This is a genomic window from Acetobacter pomorum, from assembly GCF_002738225.1.
GTDB lineage: Bacteria > Pseudomonadota > Alphaproteobacteria > Acetobacterales > Acetobacteraceae > Acetobacter > Acetobacter pomorum.
Genome location: NZ_PEBQ01000135.1, coordinates 68,878 through 87,136 on the forward strand (window position 1 = coordinate 68,878; position 18,259 = coordinate 87,136).

The following is an 18,259-nucleotide window of genomic DNA, read 5'->3' on the forward strand; positions in this document are numbered from 1 at the left end:
TTGAAAATCAACAGATATTTTTGTGTAAGCTTCCGACATGAGATGAGGGCTCCGGGCAGCGTGCTAATAAACGATACGATTTCGATATATAATGAGTTCCGACCGAACGCACAAAAACAAAAAAGGCACTCTCTTGTTGCTGTTTTAAGAGCACTACCCACCCTGAAATTGGCAATGCAACATTGCTTTTTTTGCTTTTGAGAGAACGAGAAAAACCTGTGTATAGTTCGTTACGCCATTGATATGGCAAAAGATGTAACGTTTTTTATTGACTGCCCAACCCTAGAGGCCCGCATGCAAACCCTGCCCAATGTTCCGAGTGTTGCAGATGCGTCGGGGAAAAGAGCTGTACAGCGTTGTGATCTTCTGGGTCACCCGCCGTTTTCAGATATGCCGCATGGTTTGTTCCGCGCCTATCTTTCTCCCGCCTATAAGGCAACGGTAAAGCAGGTGCGTACTTGGATGGAAGAAGCCGGTATGCACTGCCGGATAGATGCCGCGGGAAATTTGATTGGTCGGTATGAAGGTCTTGTTCCTGATGCCCCAGCCCTTCTGATCGGCTCTCATCTTGATAGCGTGAAAAACGCTGGCAAATATGATGGCATGCTGGGTGTTATTCTGGGCATAGAAGCTGTGGCGTATTTTCATGCGCAAAAAAAACGTTTTCCCTTCGCTATAGAAGTAATTGGTTTTGGGGATGAAGAAGGTTCCCGCTTTCCTGTTTCCATGCTCACTTCACGCGCTGTTGCCGGATCTTTGGATAAGTTGCCGACAATAGAGGATGAAAAAGGGACGAGTATCCAGCAAGCGCTTCAGGAAAATGGGCTGGATCCGGCGCAATATCTGGAGGCCGCCTACAAGCCTTCCCAAGTCTTGGCATATTTTGAAGCGCATATAGAACAAGGGCCGGTGCTTGAAAGCTTACACCATGCTGTCGGGCTGGTGACATCCATTGCGGCGCAATACCGTTTTCAGGTGGTCATGAAAGGAATGGCCGGGCATGCGGGTACATTGCCCATGCACCTGCGGCAGGATGCGCTGGCGGCGGCGGCGGAAGCTATTTCCTGTATAGAAAAAATTGCGCAATCCGGGCCGGATGATCTGGTGGCGACAGTTGGGCAGATGCGCGTCAAACCCGGTGCGCCCAATATTGTGCCCGGATGGGTGGAGTTCAGTATTGATGTGCGGGCTGGCACTGAAAGTGTAAGAAATGCAGCGGCGGAAAAAATAACCCATGCCTTGCAGGAGATCAGCCAGAAACGTGATGTGGACATGACATTAACTCTTCAGCACGATCTTTCCGCCTCACCATGTAACCCGCAGCTTGGCGCCATTCTTGCGGCTTCTATCCAAACAGTTACGGGGCAACCAGCCTATTCATTGGTAAGTGGTGCTGGGCATGATGCCATGATCATGGCGGCACTGGCACCTGTCTGTATGCTGTTTATCCGCTGTGAACGGGGTATAAGCCATAATCCTGCAGAAGCTGTGCAGGATGAGGATGTAGAAACCGCCCTGCGTGTCATGTGTGATTTCATTCAGAATATTCCATCAGAAAAAAGCGTCTAGTAATGGAGCAAACCCGCGTGATCCCACCAATGTTTAAGCAGATTGATCCCCCCCAGCGGCTTTTGATGGGTCCCGGCCCTATCAATGCCCATCCGCGGGTTCTGCGGGCCATGTCCGCCGATATGCTGGGGCAGTTTGACCCCGAAATGACGGAATACATGAACGAAACCATGGCGTTGTACCGTCAGGTTTTTATGACGCAGAACCACTGGACATTTCTGGTAGATGGCACTGCGCGCGCAGGCATTGAGGCCGCTCTTGTTTCCCTGGTGGAACCCGGTGCAAAAATTCTTATTGTCCGTGCCGGGCGTTTTGGCTTGCTGCTTTCAGAAATTGCCGAACGTATTGGGGCAGAAATCTGCACGTTGGATCTGCCTTGGGGGGAAGTTGCCTCGCTGGAGCAGATAGAAGCCGCCTTGCAGCAGCATCAGCCACAGGTTCTGGCCTGTATTCATGGTGATACGTCCACTACAATGGCGCAGCCTTTGGATGGCGTTGGCGCATTGTGTAAGAAATACAATGTGCTTTCCTATGCAGATGTCACGGCCACATTGGGTGGCGTGCCAGTTTGCACAGACCAGTGGGGCATTGATGTTATTTCTGGCGGCTTGCAGAAATGCATGGGTGGGCCGCCGGGTTCAGCTCCCATTACTATTTCAGACAGGGCTGCAAAGCATATTATGGCCCGCCGCCATGTAGAGGCCGGTATTCGGAGTGCAAATAGTGCGGATGGGCAGCGCCCGCGTATTCCATCCAATTACTTCGATCTGGCCATGATCATGGATTATTGGTCTGAAAAGCGGCTGAACCACCATACAGAAGCAACAACCATGCTGTACGGCGCCAGAGAGGCCGCCTGTATTGTATTGGAAGAAGGGTTGGAAAACCGCTTTGCCCGCCACAAAAAAGCCAGCACAGCCCTTATTGCGGGCCTGCGCGCAATGGGGCTGAGCGTTTTTGGGGATGATGCACACCGTATGGCCAATGTAACTGGTGTATGGATACCAGCCAGTGTGGACGGCGAAAAAGTGCGCCTGCGCATGCGTGAGGATTTTGGTATCGAAATCGGCACGGCTTTTGGTCCGCTTTCAGGCAAAATCTGGCGTATTGGCACCATGGGTTACAATGCTGTCAAACACAAAGTTCTGCTGACATTGGGTGCGCTGGAAGCGGCTTTGGCTGCTGAAGGCTTTAAGCCGCCGCGTGGGGCTGCTGTGGATGCCGCAATGGCATTATGGCCGTAACCAGCGGAGAAAAACGTGATGGAACTGAATAATCCAGAAATACTCCGCCAAGTTGAAGCCTGCTCCGATCTTTATGAGCGTGCTTTGGCTGAAAATGATGTGCAGATTCTGGATGATCTGTTCTGGAATGGCCCGCAGGTAGTGCGCTACGGTGTGGGAGAAAACCTGTATGGACCGGAAGAAATAGCAGCGTTTCGCCGGTCCAGAAAAGGCGGGAGCCCACCCCGGCGCAATCTGCGGCGCACCATTACCACCATTGGTCATGAAAGTGCCGTTGTCAGTCTGGAATTTCAGCGTGAGGGATCGGATCGGATCGGTCGGCAGATGCAGACATGGATCCGGACTGACAATGGATGGAAAATTCTGGCGGCCCATGTCTCGCTCATGGCGGCTCGCCCGGAAACTGAACGCCCTGCTTTATAAGGAACCAGGCCCATGACTGCGCCTTCCTCTGATCAGGAAAATCTTGTGCGTGCACGTGCTACAGCCATAGAGCTGGAGCTTTCCCCCACATGCTTGCCTGGAGTTTTAAGAAATTCTGCTCTGTTGGCACATTATGCCAAACTGGTTGAACAGCACCCTTTGCCCGATACGTGTGAACCCGCTTATGAGTACGTGCCATGACCCGTTTTTCCAGCGCGCTTGCCATTGCGGAGGCTATTCGCACTGGTAAAAAAAGCGCAGTTTCCACTATTCAGGAAACATTAAACACGTTGCGCACACAGGATAATGATATCCGATGCGTGACACACATTTTTGAATCCGAAGCATTGGAGCAGGCCCAGAAAATAGATGCCATGCGGCAGGCAGGCCACACATTGCCACCATTGGCAGGTGTGCCGTTTGGGGTGAAGGATCTGTTTGATATTGCAGGGCATGTTACCACAGCCGGGTCTATTGTGCTGCGCAATATGCCGCCAGCGCAAAAAGATGCTGCCATTGTGCAGCGGCTGAAAGCTGCCGGGGCCATTCCTGTTGCAACATTGAACATGGATGAGTTTGCATACGGGTTTGCAACCGTAAATGCCCATTATGGCACCACCCGTAACCCACATGATCCGGCTCGCATGGCTGGGGGGTCATCTGGTGGATCTGCCGCTGCTGTTGCTGCGGGTTTTCTGCCTTTTACCCTTGGCTCCGATACCAATGGGTCCATTCGTATTCCAGCATCATTATGCGGTGTGTGGGGGCTGAAACCCACTTTTGGCCGCCTGCCCCGTGCGGGTGCCTATCCGTTTTCTGCCAGTTTGGATGTTGTGGGCAGTTTTGCATCCTCTCTGGATGATCTGATTACAACATTTTACGTAATGGATGGCAGTAGCCCAGCGCCAGAACCTGCCGCAGATACGCTTCGGGTAGCGCGGTTGGGAGGATGGTTTGCATCTAATCTGGCACCCGCTCTTGGTGCAGCGTTAGACCGCGTTTGTGCCAGCCTGCAGGCCACCAACACGATTGAACTGCCAGAAGTGGCAAGTGCACGCGCCGCGTCCTTTTTAATAACTGCGGCAGAAGGCGGAAACCTGCACCTGCCCCGCCTGCGCAAACAGGCAGAGGAATATGACCCCGCAACGCGAGATCGCCTTATTGCAGGTGCCTTGTTGCCTTCTTCTACCTACTTGCAAACACAGCGTTTTAGAAACTGGTTCAGGCAAAAAATCCATGAGGTGTTTCAGAACACAGATGTTCTGATAGCCCCAGCGGTTATGGGTGAAGCACCTTTGCTGGATGAGCCCACAATTATGGTGGATGGCAAGCCTGTATCGGCCCGGGCCAATCTGGGCCTGTTTACACAACCGTTAAGTTTGCCTGGTTTGCCAGTATTATGCCTGCCGTTGAAAAACACGGGCACCTTGCCGCTTGGTCTGCAACTTGTTGCAGCACCAGGGCGGGAAGCGGCATTGTTCAGCATAGCACGCGCATTGAAAAATAGCGGTTTGGCGGGATGCGTGCCCTTGCCAGAAAAAGAATTGGCCTAAAATTTATTGGGATGGGTGGAGCACATGCTCCACCACTTCCGCGGCAACAAGCGCGGCAATAACTTCTGGCCGCTTATCCTTTATGCCGCGTTCTCCTATTGGGCAAATAAGAGATTGTAAACGTGCCTCCTCTATACCAAGTTGGCGGAAACTGTGCTCAAACCGTCTGCGTTTGGTGGCAGAGCCAATAAGGCCTACGTAAGATAAATCATTCCGCAATAAAGCAGCTTCCACAATCAGCGCATCCAATGTGTGGCTGGGGGTCAGCACCAGCACACCTGCCCCGACAGGTGCGGCGCGTAACAGTGCTTCCCACTGGTTGGTGATATGGGTTTCTACACCTGGGGGCACGTTACCAAATTCCTCTGCTCTGGGGTCTATCCAGATCAACCTTAAGGGTAAGGGTGCCAGAGCATACGCCAAGGCCCGGCCAACATGCCCAGCCCCAAACATAAGCAGCGTAGGGCGTGCTTCCAACTGATGGCGAATATTGTTTTCCAGATCGCGTGCAAGATCAGGCGTTACGCGTTCCAGCCGCACACGGGCCCAGCCGCCGCAACACTGATTGGTGTTTTGCCCACCTAAAATAAATTCATTTTCACGCAGTTTTTCATGCTGGCACAACATTTGGCGTGCTTGGGAGACACACTCATATTCCAAAGCCCCACCCCCGACCGTTCCGGCCAGAAAAGAGGTGCCAACCAGCATAAACGCCCCTGTTTCACGCGGGGTTGAACCTTTGGTTTCAGTCACACGCACAAGAATGAGCTGTTCTGGATGGCGGTGCCAGTGTTGAAGAACCCCTGCAACCTCTTGCATGATCAACTCCGCATTAATGCGGTACTTTGCTCTGTTGTTTGAGCTTTTCCACTGTACGCAAAATGTGTTCAGGTGTAGCTGGAGCATCCAGTTGAGGGCAGATGCGATAATCCGCAATGCTTGCTATGGCATCAGAAATAGCATGCAACACGGCAAAACCGTGCACAAAGGGAGGTTCCCCCACAGCTTTGGAGCGGAATATGGTTTCTTCCCTATTGGGGGCGTGCTCCAGCAGTTTGACATTAAAAACAGGAGGTCTGTCTGAACAGGCTGGAATTTTATAAGTGCTTGGAGCATGGGTGCGCAGGCGGCCGTTTTGGTCCCACACCAGTTCTTCTGTTGTGAGCCATCCAGCGCCTTGAATAAAGCCGCCTTCAATCTGGCCAATATCCAGAACTGGATTGAGGGACTGTCCGGCATCGTGCAGAATATCTACACGTTCCATGCGGTTTTCACCAGTTAGCAAGTCTACTGCAACTTCTGCACAGGTGGCGCCGTAAGCAAAATAGTAAAATGGCCGACCCCGCCCGGTTTTTGCATCCCACGAAATTTTGGGCGTTTTATAAAAACCTGATGAAGAAAGTGAAACTCGGGCCATATAGGCGGCCTTCACCACATCTGCAAATGGGATGCGGTTTTCCCCCACTTGCACGCCATTGGCCGTAAACTGAACTGTGCCTGGTGCCACCTGCCAATGTGTTGCGGCAAAGCTGATTAGCCGATCTTTGATCTTGCTAATGGCATCCAACACCGCCATGCCGTTCAGATCAGCTCCGCTGGAGGCTGCTGTAGCAGATGTATTAGGCACTTTGCCTGTGGTTGTGGCCGTAATGCGCACGCGGTCTTCGCTCAGGCCGAATTCCCGCATGGCAATCTGTACCATTTTGGTATGGAGTCCCTGCCCCATTTCTGTGCCACCGTGGTTTACCTGCACAGAGCCATCCGTATAAACATGCACCAAGGCGCCTGCCTGATTGAAATGCGTGGCGGTAAAGGAAATACCAAATTTTACAGGCGTAAGCGCTATGCCGCGCCGGATGTATTGATTGGTACGGTTAAAAGCACGGATTTCCTGCCGACGTTTGCGATAATCACATTCCTTGGCAAGTTGTTCCATGATTTCCTTGGAAATTGAATCTTCCACGGTCATGAAATATGGCGTGATGTTTCTGTCCTGCGTGCCGTATGTATTGCGCAAACGTACATCCAGCGGGTCTAGCCCGGTGGCAAAGGCAATTTCGTCTATAATCCGTTCAGCTGCGGCAATACCCTGTGGGCCACCAAACCCCCGGAAAGCCGTGTTAGACTGCGTATTGGTGCGAAAAGGTTCTGAACGTAGCCGTACATCTGGGTAATAATAGGCATTATCGGCATGGAACAAGGCTCTATCTGTGACCGGACCAGACAGATCTGCCGACCATCCACACCGTGCCGCCAGCAACATATCCACACCCTGAATATGGCCTTGCGCATCAAAGCCGACATCATAATCAATCATAAAATCATGTCGTTTGCCTGTCATGATCATATCGTCATCACGATCAAGGCGAAATTTGGCGGGGCGTTTGGTTATTTCTGCGGCCAGAGCTGCCAAACAGGCAGGCGCATTGGCTTGTGTTTCCTTTCCTCCAAAGCCCCCACCCATACGGCGCACTTCCACCGTAACCAGATTGCTGGGGCGGTTAAGAATATGCGCTACCATATGCTGAGTTTCTGTTGGGTGCTGGGTGGAAGACCATACACGCATCTCTCCTTCTTCACCCGCTATGGCCAGTGCAGCCTGCCCTTCCAGATAAAACTGCTCCTGCCCACCCACAGTAATACGCCCGGAAAGCCGCTGGGGCGCGTTATTAAGTGCGTTTTCAGCATGGCCGCGCACCATTTCCAACGGTCGGCACACCATACCGCCGTCTTTTTCGCGCGCTTCTTTGATGGAGAGAATGGTGGGCAGGTCTTCGTAAACAATATTTGCCAAACGTGCCGCTTTACGCGCAGCCAGACGAGTTTCTGCAACAACAGCAAAAAGAGGTTGTCCGTAATAAAAAACCTCATCTGTGGCCAAAAGTGGCTCGTCCCCCGCACCAACTGGGCTGACCTGGTTTTCTCCCAATATATCTTGCGCTGTCAGAACATATAAAACACCGGGAAAACGTTTAACAGCATCCAGATCCATCGAGACAATACGCGCATGGGCCTTGGTGCTCAGGCCGGGTACAACATGCACAACATTTGCAGGTGTGGGAATATCATCAATATACGTTGCTTTACCGGAAACGTGTAGTCGCCCACTTTCGTGCTTGAGATTTTGTGTGGCACCACCGGGAACAATTTTCTGTTCGCTTTTATGGTTTTTAAGCATGGGAAATCTCTCTCCAACCTTCCAGACGGAGAGGTTGACCGCTACCGTGTTGTGCCGTTTCTTCAAAAAAACGCGTTAACAGATTGGCGGAAACAGTAGAACGATACCAGGCACTGCCCCGCATATCCGTTAAAGGCGTAAAATCATTCAATATGGCTGTGCGTGCGGCTTCCAGTGCGGGTGTATCCCATTTTTGGCCAAGCAAGGCTTTCTCGGCCATTTTGGCACGACAGGGAATGCCTGCCATTCCGCCAAAAGCCAGACGTGCCTGCGTAATTGTGCCATCTGTGCCCACAGAAATGGCAAAGGCAGCCATAATGGCAGAGATATCCTGATTAAACCGTTTGGAAACCTTATAGGCGCGCATAACTGTTTGTGCGGATTGATCCGGGATAAATATGCCTTCTATAAATTCGGATGGTTGGCGATCCTGTTTTCCATATTCCAGAAAATAGTTTTCCAGTGGTATTTGCCGCCGTATATGCCCTTGTCGCAAATGTAGTATGGTATTGGCAGCCATAAACAATGGCGGGCCATCCCCAATGGGAGATGCATTGCCAATATTACCGCAAACAGTGGCTGCGTTTCTGACCTGCGTGGAGCCTATGCGTTTTATGGTTTCCAGTGCATCTGGCAAATGGGTTGCCAAAGCGGGCATGGCCTGTGTGTAGGTTACGGCTGCGCCTATCCATAAGCCGCCATCACGTTGTTCCAGTTTGTGTAGATCTTTGGCTGATCTTACAGAAATAACATGAGGGAGGTCTCGCAAATGTTTGGTAACCCAAAGGCCAACATCTGTGGCGCCAGCAACAAGAGTAGCCTGCGGATTTTCCAGATAAACAGAAGCAAGCACATTGGAACTGGCCGGCAGGGTTATACGGCCACAGTGACTTTGAATATCTACGCTACTGTCATCCTGCAGGGCTGAAAGACGTAGAATGATGTTCTGTTTTGCAACATCAAAATGGTTTCCCTGCTCTACCATAATGCGGCATGCATGCTGCATGGCCCGTACAATGGGTGCATACCCGGTACAACGGCATAAATTGCCAGCCAAAGCTGTATTGATGGCTTTGGGGTCTTCTCCCCCGCCATTTTGCACATAAGCCACCATGGACATTACAAAGCCGGGCGTACAAAACCCGCACTGAGATCCATGCATGTCCACCATAGCCTGTTGCACAGGGTGCAAGGAGCCATCCGGGTTTTGCAAATGCTCAACGGTAAAAAGCTGCGCACCATCCAGCATCCATAAAAACTGGATACAGGCATTGACACTGCGCCATGTCAGTTGGCCGCTTTCAAGCCGCACGGTCATAATGGTGCAGGCACCGCAATCTCCCTCGTTACAACCTTCCTTGGTGCCGGTTTGTCCTTGCTGTTCACGCAGCCAGTCCAATACTGTGAGCGTGGGCGAAATATCAGACACTTCATGCAGGGTCTGGCCCAGATAAAACCTTATATGGTGTCGCATTTTGGGGTCTCTGTAGAAGAAGCAGTGGTCAGGATTTATCTGGAGCAGGATTTGGGAGGACGAGACCCAAGTTTGTCTTCTGAGATTACAACAACATTCTTCCACATTTCCGGATGCGTGGTTGCTGGCTGGGGTGTCACTTCTAAATTTTCCACAACAACATCATCATGCGTGCCGTGATTGAAGATGAGGTGCAGGATAACAGCAGACATGGCCCCAAGTGTGATGCCACTGCCAAAAATGATCTGGGCCCATGCAGGAAAATGGTCTGCAATGTGGGGTTGCGCCGTGGCAAGCATGCCCAGCCCAACGCTGGTGCCAACAATAATGCCGTTATTCTGATTATCGAAATCCACCTGCGCCAATGTCTGGATCCCCACCACGGCCACAGCGGCAAACATGGCCAAAGCAGCACCCCCTAAAACAGGGAGTGGCACGCAGGCCATAAGTACTGCCAGTTTAGGCAGGCACCCCATAACCATCATGATAAGGGCTGCGGCAGCCACAACCCACCGGCTTTTTACACCCGTAAGGCGTACAAGGCCTACGTTTTCAGCAAAGCAGGTGTAGGGAAAGGAGTTGAAGATCCCACCCAGAACTGTGGCGGCACCATCTGCCCGAATAGCACGCGTGATATCACGCGGGGTAATGGTCTTGTCCACAATCGTACCGGTGGCAAATACGTCCCCTGTTGTTTCCAACATGGAAATCATCATCACAATAATCAGTGAGAGAATGGGAACAATATGAAAACTGGGCATGCCAAAATGCAGGGGATGTACAATTGTCAGTAATGGCGCGGATGATACATCCCCAAAATGCGCATCACCCAAAAACCATGCCACCAAAGTGCCCATTATAAGGCCAATCAGCACAGCTATTGTGCCTAAAAAACCTTTAAAGAAGCGTTGAACCGCAAGAATACAAAGCAACGTTCCCAGACCATAGGCAACATTGCGCAGGCTGACAGGGTTTTGCATGGTACCCGTGCCCTGACCATTGACAATATCATTTGCCGCCACAGGCAGAAGCGCCAGACCAATAACCAGAATGACAGACCCCGTGACAACGGGTGGGAAAAACCGGATCATCCGGGAAAAAAACGGCGCAATAAAGTAGGAAAAAATGCCCGCCACAATAACGGCACCAAAAATTTGATGCAGTCCTTCAATACCCCCTCCTGCTGCAGTGCCAATGGCAATCATGGGGGTGACGGAAACAAATGTAACACCTTGCAGAAGAGGCAGTTTTACCCCGAGTGGCCCAATGCCCACAGCCTGGATAAGCGAGGCAATGCCGCAGGTGAAAAGATCAGCTTCAATAAGATGTTCCAGCGCATCATGAGAAAGACCAAGAGCGCTGGCAAGCAGAATGGGCACGATAACAGATGCAGCATAAAACGTAAGAACATGCTGCAAACCATAAACACCCAACTGCCAGAAAGGCAGAAATTCATCTACAGGATGAACCGCTTGCGGAACATTTCTGGCAGCTTTCATCTTTCAGCTTCCCCTGTAAGTGGAATAACTATAAGGCGCGGCAAGCAATGGCACATGGGCGTGCATGGCCTCGCCCAGTCCAAAAACAATTGGCACGACATCTAAAAAAAGCGGTTCTGGCAAATTCATGCCCTGTTGCTGGAAATAGGCACCAATTTCAAATTCCAGCCGATACTGTCCCGCTTTAAGCTCAAGTTCCCTTATTTCAGGGCAGCGGCCATCGGCGTTTGTTTCCCCGGTAAATAAAAGGGTATTCCCTGCAAAAAGGCGGATCTGCACAGCACTGGCTGGGCGCCCGGAAACAGTATTCAGAACATGTGTGGAAAGAGAGCTCATACTTGCACCTTATCGCGTAATCTCAAGGCTGCTATGGCATCAATCTGCTTGAGTGCTTCTGCAAGCTCGGTGGCAAAAGAGCTTGCAAGACGCTGTTCCATTGCTTCTAGAATAATGGCTTTGGTAGCTTTGCGGACACAAATAACAAACGGCATGCCAAACTTTTGCTGGTACGCATCATTCAGGTTACGCAACTGGGTATATTCTGCCGGCGAAAGCCGATCTAACCCAGCACTTCCCTGTTCTTGTGTTGATTCAGCACTTAGTGCCGGGTCAATCCCCATACGGTGCCCAAGTTCTGGGTGCGCTTTTACCAAAGCGAGCTTCTGGCTTTCTGGCGCCTGCTGCACGGCATTGGAAAACGCTTGTTGCATGTGTTCAAATGAGGTGAAGGGACGCTGCGCTGCAGCAGCTTCTGCCACCCACGGAGAATGTTCGTAAATGCCCCCAAATGTTTCAACAAACTGTTGGGGAGAAAGAGCATTTACATCCTGCAAGGTCATCATGCCGGATGCACCTGCAACCAATGCCGGGCTATTTCCAGCCGGGTTGGTGTCCATACATTTTCATATTGCTGAATATGTTTTAGAAATTTGGCAACAGCCCATGCACGTGCGGGCTTTCCCGCCAGGCGGCAATGTAGCCCAACAGACATCATGCGCCCGCCTTCCTGATACAGCATATCAAAGCAGTCCCGCAGGTAGCAGAAAAACTGTTCGCCTTCTGTAAAGCCGTTCAGGGCCGCAAACTTCATGTCGTTCACGTCCAGCGTATAAGGCACAATCAGCTGTGGCTTGCCGTAGGTTCTGTCATAATATGGAAGGTCATCTGCATAGGAATCCGCATCGTACACAAAGCCGCCTTCTTCAGCCACAAGGCGTGCCGTGTTGGGGCTTGTGCGCCCCTGATACCATCCTAAGGGGCGTTCTCCCGTAACCTGTGTGTGCAATTCTATGGCTTGGCGAATATGCTCACGCTCAACATCTTCTGGCACATGCTGGTAATCTATCCAGCGCAGACCATGAGATGCAATCTCCCACCCACTTTTCTGCATGGCGGCAACGGCTGCAGGGTTGCGTGCCATGGCTGTGGCAACACCAAATACAGTGGGCTTGATACCTGCCTGCTCAAACAACCGATGTAAACGCCAGAACCCCGCACGACTGCCATATTCATACAGGCTTTCCATCTGCATGCAGCGTTCCCCCACTATGGAGGTTGTGCCGATCATTTCAGACAGAAATGCTTCAGACCCCCGGTCTCCGTGAAGAACGGAGTTTTCGGCGCCTTCTTCATAATTCACTACAAACTGTACAGCTATACGGGCTGCATTGGGCCAATGTGGATTTGGCGGGCAAGCACCGTATCCAATCATATCGCGCGGGTAATTCTGCATCATTTATTTACTTTCCAGATTATCAGGCAAACTGAGGTGGTTCCAAGCTGACCAACTCATCTACATTGTAATCCAGAAGGCTTTGCAGATGCTTTTCACCGTCCTGTACAAACAAGTCGCGCCCGATACCAAATGTCAGCTTTTCCACCCCATAGCGCATGCCACTAATGGAGGAACCAGAAAGCCCCATACTGGGTGTGGCGGAAAACGTGAAGTTATGAATGGAGGCCAGCATGGGAGCTAATGGATCGGATGCATTGCGCGGCAGAAACTGGAAGCGTTCACCCAGATATGGATGACTGCCCAGCAGAGTGTTCTGTTCATCTTCAGGTGGGGCAAAGCAATCCCGCCAAAGCGCAATATGAGATGCTATTTTGGCCAGTTCCGGCCGTTGGGCCAGATCAATAACAAAACCAGTGCCAATAATCAGAAAGTCAAAACGCATTTCACCATGCGGTGTGGTCACAACCACGTCTTTCCCTTCTTCGCGCACAGAAAGCCACGGCGTGCCTGTATGAAAAGCAAAGTTGGGGTGGCTGCGGCACCGCCAGAATGTATCCTGCGGGGGCGGCTGATTGAGATCATAAATCCGACGCATGAAGCGCCAGCGCGTGAGGTCATCGAGTTCTGAAAAATAGCTCAGGAAACCGGCATTTTCCATCCAGCGATATGGATTTACAGATGGAATTTTTTTGCGGCGCAAACACAGGTTAACCTGTTTGGCTCCGTGCTCCAGAGCAGTTGCTGCGTTATCAAAGGCAGATGCTCCGGCACCAAGCACGCCAATCCGCTTGCCGCGCAGTTTTTCAAAATCAATCTGTTCGCAGGTATGCGCATAACGTGTTTTGGGCAGAGCTTTGGTAATAAAGTCTGGCACATGCCATGCGCCACCGCCTTCAATACCCGTTGCCAGCACAATTTTGCGCGCCCAAATTTGTTTTTTAACACCACCGGCGCAGGAAAATGTCAGTTTTAGCAGCTTATCCTGCCACTCAATATCTATCAGCTCATGTTCATTTTTTACGGGCAAAGCCAGAACATCGCGCACCCAGTCTAGGTAAGCCTGCCAATCCTGGCGGGAAATTTTATCCAGCGTATGCCAGGCAGCTGCTCCGTAGCGAGCCTCATACCAGGATTGAGGGGTGAGAGAGGGAATACCCAGGTCTGGGCCAGTTACATATTTGGGTGTGCGCAGCGTAAGCATCCGTGCAAATGTCACCCACGGCCCTTCTCCGCCCTTGGGAGCCGTATCAAAAATACAGGTATTGGTAATACCGCGCCGCTTCAGCCCAAAGCAGGTGGCTAAACCACCCTGTCCCCCACCAATAATGGCAACATCCAGAACATCTTCACCATCATGCTTGTGAGGAATACACCAGTTGCCTGTTGCATACTGAATTTTTGCGAGATCATCACGCACACGTTTATTAAGCTGTTCCATGCCTGCATATCAGTCCGAAATATGCGTTGCCAGAAAACAATCTGATTCATGCCCCTGACAACGACGATAAAATCACGCATAATGTTTCACATCCGCATCGTTCTTGTATATGACATATTTCAGCATGGTGCGTTCGCAAAATGAGAGCAAAAGCAAATGCCGGTTTTTTCCCGTTTTCTTCGTTACTTCATGGCTGTTGCCCAGCATGGCTCAATCCGCAAGGCTTCGGACGAACTGCATATTGCTGCTTCCGCTATTGATAGACAGATTCTTCAGGGCGAAAAATTACTGGGCACATTGTTATTCGAGCGCCTGCCCACGGGACTGCGCTTGACAACAGCGGGGGAACTGCTGCTGACATCCTGCCGCCACTGGTCGCGCGATTTAAATACGCTTAAAATCCAGCTTGATAACCTTAAAGGGTTGCGCCAGGGCACTGCGGATATTCTTATTCCAGATGCACTAACCAAAGGTTTCCTGCCTGTTCTTTTGGGCCGACTACGTGAAAGCCACCCCGGTATTCTGGTGAGTGTGCATGTGCGTAAAAGCCAGAATATGGGTGAACTTCTGGTTAAGGGGCATGCGGATTTTGCCCTTATGTTTAACCCCAGCCACATGCGGGAATTAACCGTACGGGCACATAAGGAAATTCCCCTTGGCTTTATTTCTTTGCCATCTCATCCCGTTGCGGCGTTAAGCGAGGCACGTTTTAGCCTTGCGGCAGAATATCCGGTTATTGTGCCCGCGCCTCCCCTAGCTCTCTGGCGACCTATTGGGCTTTTGGAAGCAGAAACTGGTATCGAAATTGCTGCCGTAGCACGCGCAGATAATATTCAGATGATCAAATCTCTGGTGCTGGAAGGTACGGGTATTGGCATTTTGAGTTATCTGGATGCGTATGACGAGGTGCAAAAAAAACAGCTGGCTTTTACTCCTATTATCCATAAAAAACTTACGCCGCTATCCTTGGCGCTGTGTGTAGATCGTTCGCGCCAGCTTTCTACGGCCGCACGTTTTATTATTAGTGAAATTGAAAATTTCTTTTTGGAACAGCTCTAAAATTATGCAAAAAATTCAGGCCAGAACAGCTATCCGTGGTTGCTATATTACCTTTGAGGGCAATCCATTTCTGGTGCCTCCAGAAGAAAGCTTGATGATTGAAGAAGATGGCCTGATAGTAATGGAAGCAGGCCGCATAACGCATTGTAGGCCGTATGCTGATCTTGCACCCACGCTGGATAGTACAATCCCTGTTACACATTACCCAAATAGTATTATTTCAGCAGGATTTATTGATACGCACGTTCATTATCCACAAATGCCAGCCATAGCATCATGGGGGCAGCAACTTTTGCCGTGGTTGGAAGAATATATTTTTCCAACGGAAGCGCGATTTAATGATTCCGCTTATGCAGAAGCTATAGCTAGTGCATTTCTGGATGAACTTTTGCGCAATGGCACAACAACGGCGGCTGTGTACTGTACAGTTCATGCGCAATCGGTTGATGCGTTTTTCAGACAGTCGGAAAAACGCGGTACGCGTATGATTGCTGGCAAAGTGCTGATGGATCGCAATGCTCCAGATAATCTGCGGGATACCGCTAAAAGTGGGTATGATGATTCCACAGCTTTAATCCAGCGCTGGCATAATAACGGGCGCCAGCTCTATGCGATAACACCCCGCTTTGCCATTACCAGCACACCAGAGCAGTTGGAAATGGCAGGAGATTTGTTGGCACGCCATCCAGATGTTTTTATGCAAACGCATCTGGCTGAAAATATGGATGAAATTAAAACTGTTTCCAGCCTATTTCCTGAAACCACATCTTATCTGGATGTGTATGCGCAAGCCGGGTTGGTAGGCGCGCGCTCTATTTTTGGGCATGGAATTTATTTGCAAGAAACAGATTTCCAGCATTGCCATCATGCCGGGTGCACACTTGCCCACTGTCCTACATCCAATTTGTTTTTGGGCAGTGGCTTGTTCCGGTTATTTGATGCCACTCAGCCAAACCGGCCAGTGCATGTTGGGCTAGGCACAGACATTGGTGCGGGCACCACTCTTTCCATGCTTGGTACAATGGGGGAAGCCTACAAAGTTTCTCTCATGGCCGGTGGTGAGAGGCTGCAAGCCATTCAGGCATTTTGGCTTGCAACAGCCGGAGCAGCGCAAGCTCTCAAGCTGGATGAAAAAATTGGCCGGATTGCACCAGGAATGGAAGCCGATCTATGTGTAATGGATCCAGCAGCTACCCCTATATTAGCACAAAGAACGGCTCATTGTCAGACTGTGCAAGACACCCTCTTTCCCCTGATTGTCTTGGGGGATGATCGCTGCATAAAAGCAACATGGGTAAATGGTCAGCCAGTATATGTGCGGCCTTAGAATGGCCGCATCACACATTTAAAAAGTTGCCACACATCCATCACTACGAGGGTCAGCTGCACCTTCCAATACACCATCTGCGTGGCGCACAAGTGCTCCTGCATGCCCCATCATACTAGAAAAAGGTGCAACACGCTCTACGGCATGGCCGGCTTTTTCCAGCTTAGCCACAACACCTGCATCCATGTTACTTTCCACTTTCAAGGATTGGCTTTCGCTGCCCCATGTGCGGCCCAAAAGCCAACGAGGCGCCGTAACAGCCTGCTGCAAGGGGGTACCAAACTGTGCGTATCTGGTAAAAACCGCAGCTTGTGTCTGAGGTTGACCTTCCCCACCCATTGTGCCGTAAACCATCACCCGGCCATCATCAAAATGTGCGAGTGCCGGGTTGAGGGTATGAAAAGGTTTGCGCCCAGGAACAAAAGCATTCCATGCTCCCTCTTCCAGTTGGAAAGAAGCACCGCGGTTTTGCCATAAAATACCTGTCTGAGGCAGGAAAACACCTGATCCAAACTCAAAATACAGGCTCTGGATCATACTGACGGCAATGCCAGAGGAATCAATCGCTCCCATCCATGTGGTATCACCTGCCTGAGAGGGTTGAGGCCAAGGGGCAGCACGCTGCATATCAATTTTATGTGCCAGTTCGATGCAGCGTTTTTCATTATCCAGAAAAGCTTGGGCATCTTCCGTCATCCATCGTGGGTCACCCACATGGGCATTACGGAACAGAAAAGCCTGTTTTGTAGCCTCCACCAGCCCATGTATGTGGGCAAATCCCTCACCTTCCTGCACGCCAAGTTTTTCAAACAGCCGCAGAATAGCCAAAGAAGCTACACCCTGCGTAGGCGGTGGAGCGTTGTAAACATGTGCATGCTTCAATTTTGCAGAAAGAGGTTTTTTGAAAACAGCTTCATGAGATGAAAAATCTTCAGCACTTAAAGGGCTGTTTACTCGTTTCAGATCATGCAACAGGTTTTCAGCAATAGAACCTTTATAAAAGCTTTGTAGCCCATTTTGAACAAGCTGGCGCAATGTATTTGCTAATGCTGGGTTCTTACGCACCATGCCATGTTGGAACAAACGGCTATTGGGGGCATAAGACTGAGCAAAATCTGTATTTTGCAAAAGTTCAGTTTGTTTGGAATGCAAAAGCGCGGCCTCACTTTCCGAAACAACATAACCATTTTCAGCATACCAAATGGCGTCTTCCAAAAGTGCATGAAGTGGAAGAGTATTTTTGCAAGCCGCACTCTGCTGTAAGGCCAATTGCCAGCCAGAAACAGTGCCTGCCATTGTGTTGGCGGCCCAGCCACCACGCCACGGAACAGTTGTATGGCCGGCTTTGCGATAGGCATCTGTCGAAGTTTGTAGGGCACCTGCTCCGCAAGCTTCTATAATTTCTACCCGACCATCAGGGTATGAAATTAACCAGAATGCATCCCCACCAAGACCCGTCATGTGTGGGTAAACAGCAGATAAGGTGGAAGCCATTGCTACAACGGCTTCCAAGGCTGTACCACCCTGCTTGAGGATGGAAAGACCGCTCTGGCTTGCCAGATGGTGCGGTGATGTCACCATCCCGCGTTGAGACTGGAATGTATGGAGCATGACAATCAACCGCTATTCATGAATAAAAAATGACGCAGAAATCAGATACTCTTCTGCAACAATAGAGGCAAATCGTGCCTCATTTCCCGTCGGCGAACTGTTCCTGTCCGACGATCCCGATTTTTGTGACGCCGAGGCGCTGTGCATCG

At 50.7% G+C, this 18,259-nt stretch carries 16 protein-coding genes and 1 pseudogene; 7 read left to right on the top strand and 10 right to left on the bottom strand.

The annotated features are described in order from the left end of the window. The first annotated feature begins 243 nt into the window (after positions 1 to 243). Genes CSR02_RS09440 through CSR02_RS09460 form a run of 5 tightly spaced genes read left to right on the top strand, consistent with a single transcriptional unit; the run spans position 244 to position 4,789 of the window. Positions 244 to 1,569: an allantoate amidohydrolase gene (locus CSR02_RS09440; protein ID WP_099541475.1), complete on the top strand. Its 1,326-nt coding sequence runs from the start codon at positions 244 to 246 to the stop codon at positions 1,567 to 1,569. A 2-nt stretch (positions 1,570 to 1,571) separates the two neighbouring features. Beyond that, positions 1,572 to 2,813 carry a pyridoxal-phosphate-dependent aminotransferase family protein gene (locus tag CSR02_RS09445; protein ID WP_099541476.1) on the top strand — a complete coding sequence of 414 codons (1,242 nt, stop codon included), beginning with the start codon at positions 1,572 to 1,574 and terminating at the stop codon, positions 2,811 to 2,813. Between the two features lie 18 nt (positions 2,814 to 2,831). Beyond that, positions 2,832 to 3,236: an oxalurate catabolism protein HpxZ gene (gene hpxZ / locus CSR02_RS09450; protein WP_042787240.1), complete on the top strand. Its 405-nt coding sequence runs from the start codon at positions 2,832 to 2,834 to the stop codon at positions 3,234 to 3,236. Between the two features lie 12 nt (positions 3,237 to 3,248). After that, positions 3,249 to 3,437 (top strand): DUF4089 domain-containing protein, encoded by a 189-nt coding sequence (locus CSR02_RS09455; RefSeq protein WP_099541477.1) that lies wholly within the window; start codon positions 3,249 to 3,251, stop codon positions 3,435 to 3,437. Then, entirely contained in the window at positions 3,434 to 4,789 is a 1,356-nt protein-coding gene (locus CSR02_RS09460) for an AtzE family amidohydrolase (RefSeq protein ID WP_099541478.1), read from the top strand. Before CSR02_RS09455 ends, CSR02_RS09460 begins: the two co-directional genes overlap by 4 nt. A 3-nt stretch (positions 4,790 to 4,792) precedes the next feature. Here the strand turns inward: CSR02_RS09460 and xdhC are convergent, their stop codons facing one another. Genes xdhC through CSR02_RS09500 form a run of 8 tightly spaced genes read right to left on the bottom strand, consistent with a single transcriptional unit; the run spans position 4,793 to position 14,113 of the window. Next, positions 4,793 to 5,608 (bottom strand): xanthine dehydrogenase accessory protein XdhC, encoded by an 816-nt coding sequence (xdhC, locus tag CSR02_RS09465; protein WP_099541479.1) that lies wholly within the window; start codon positions 5,606 to 5,608, stop codon positions 4,793 to 4,795. A gap of 13 nt (positions 5,609 to 5,621) precedes the next feature. Continuing rightward, complete coding sequence (gene xdhB, locus CSR02_RS09470) at positions 5,622 to 7,967, bottom strand: xanthine dehydrogenase molybdopterin binding subunit (RefSeq protein ID WP_099541480.1); 2,346 nt, start codon at positions 7,965 to 7,967, stop codon at positions 5,622 to 5,624. Beyond that, a complete protein-coding gene (gene xdhA, locus CSR02_RS09475) occupies positions 7,960 to 9,441 on the bottom strand; it encodes a xanthine dehydrogenase small subunit (protein ID WP_099541481.1) in 1,482 nt (493 codons plus the stop codon). Before xdhA ends, xdhB begins: the two co-directional genes overlap by 8 nt. 35 nt (positions 9,442 to 9,476) lie before the next feature. After that, a complete protein-coding gene (locus tag CSR02_RS09480; RefSeq protein WP_099541482.1) occupies positions 9,477 to 10,940 on the bottom strand; it encodes a nucleobase:cation symporter-2 family protein in 1,464 nt (487 codons plus the stop codon). A gap of 3 nt (positions 10,941 to 10,943) precedes the next feature. Then, entirely contained in the window at positions 10,944 to 11,276 is a 333-nt protein-coding gene (gene uraH, locus CSR02_RS09485) for a hydroxyisourate hydrolase (RefSeq protein ID WP_099541483.1), read from the bottom strand. Then, a complete protein-coding gene (gene uraD / locus CSR02_RS09490; RefSeq protein WP_099541484.1) occupies positions 11,273 to 11,782 on the bottom strand; it encodes a 2-oxo-4-hydroxy-4-carboxy-5-ureidoimidazoline decarboxylase in 510 nt (169 codons plus the stop codon). Before uraD ends, uraH begins: the two co-directional genes overlap by 4 nt. After that, positions 11,779 to 12,672: an allantoinase PuuE gene (gene puuE / locus CSR02_RS09495; protein ID WP_183172584.1), complete on the bottom strand. Its 894-nt coding sequence runs from the start codon at positions 12,670 to 12,672 to the stop codon at positions 11,779 to 11,781. Before puuE ends, uraD begins: the two co-directional genes overlap by 4 nt. Before the next feature lie 22 nt (positions 12,673 to 12,694). Further along, a complete protein-coding gene (locus CSR02_RS09500; RefSeq protein WP_042787232.1) occupies positions 12,695 to 14,113 on the bottom strand; it encodes an NAD(P)-binding domain-containing protein in 1,419 nt (472 codons plus the stop codon). A 156-nt stretch (positions 14,114 to 14,269) separates the two neighbouring features. Here CSR02_RS09500 and CSR02_RS09505 point away from each other — a divergent pair, with 156 nt between their 5' ends. Together CSR02_RS09505 and guaD are read left to right on the top strand one after the other, a co-directional pair. Beyond that, on the top strand, positions 14,270 to 15,172 hold the full coding sequence (locus CSR02_RS09505) for a LysR family transcriptional regulator (RefSeq protein WP_099541485.1): 903 nt from the start codon (positions 14,270 to 14,272) through the stop codon (positions 15,170 to 15,172). Between the two features lie 4 nt (positions 15,173 to 15,176). Further along, complete coding sequence (guaD, locus tag CSR02_RS09510; RefSeq protein WP_099541486.1) at positions 15,177 to 16,499, top strand: guanine deaminase; 1,323 nt, start codon at positions 15,177 to 15,179, stop codon at positions 16,497 to 16,499. An 18-nt stretch (positions 16,500 to 16,517) separates the two neighbouring features. Here the strand turns inward: guaD and CSR02_RS09515 are convergent, their stop codons facing one another. Both CSR02_RS09515 and CSR02_RS17210 read right to left on the bottom strand, forming a co-directional pair. Beyond that, positions 16,518 to 18,110 carry a gamma-glutamyltransferase family protein gene (locus CSR02_RS09515; RefSeq protein WP_099541487.1) on the bottom strand — a complete coding sequence of 531 codons (1,593 nt, stop codon included), beginning with the start codon at positions 18,108 to 18,110 and terminating at the stop codon, positions 16,518 to 16,520. Between the two features lie 79 nt (positions 18,111 to 18,189). Further along, a pseudogene (locus tag CSR02_RS17210) lies at positions 18,190 to 18,259 on the bottom strand (biopolymer transporter ExbD); the annotation flags it as partial.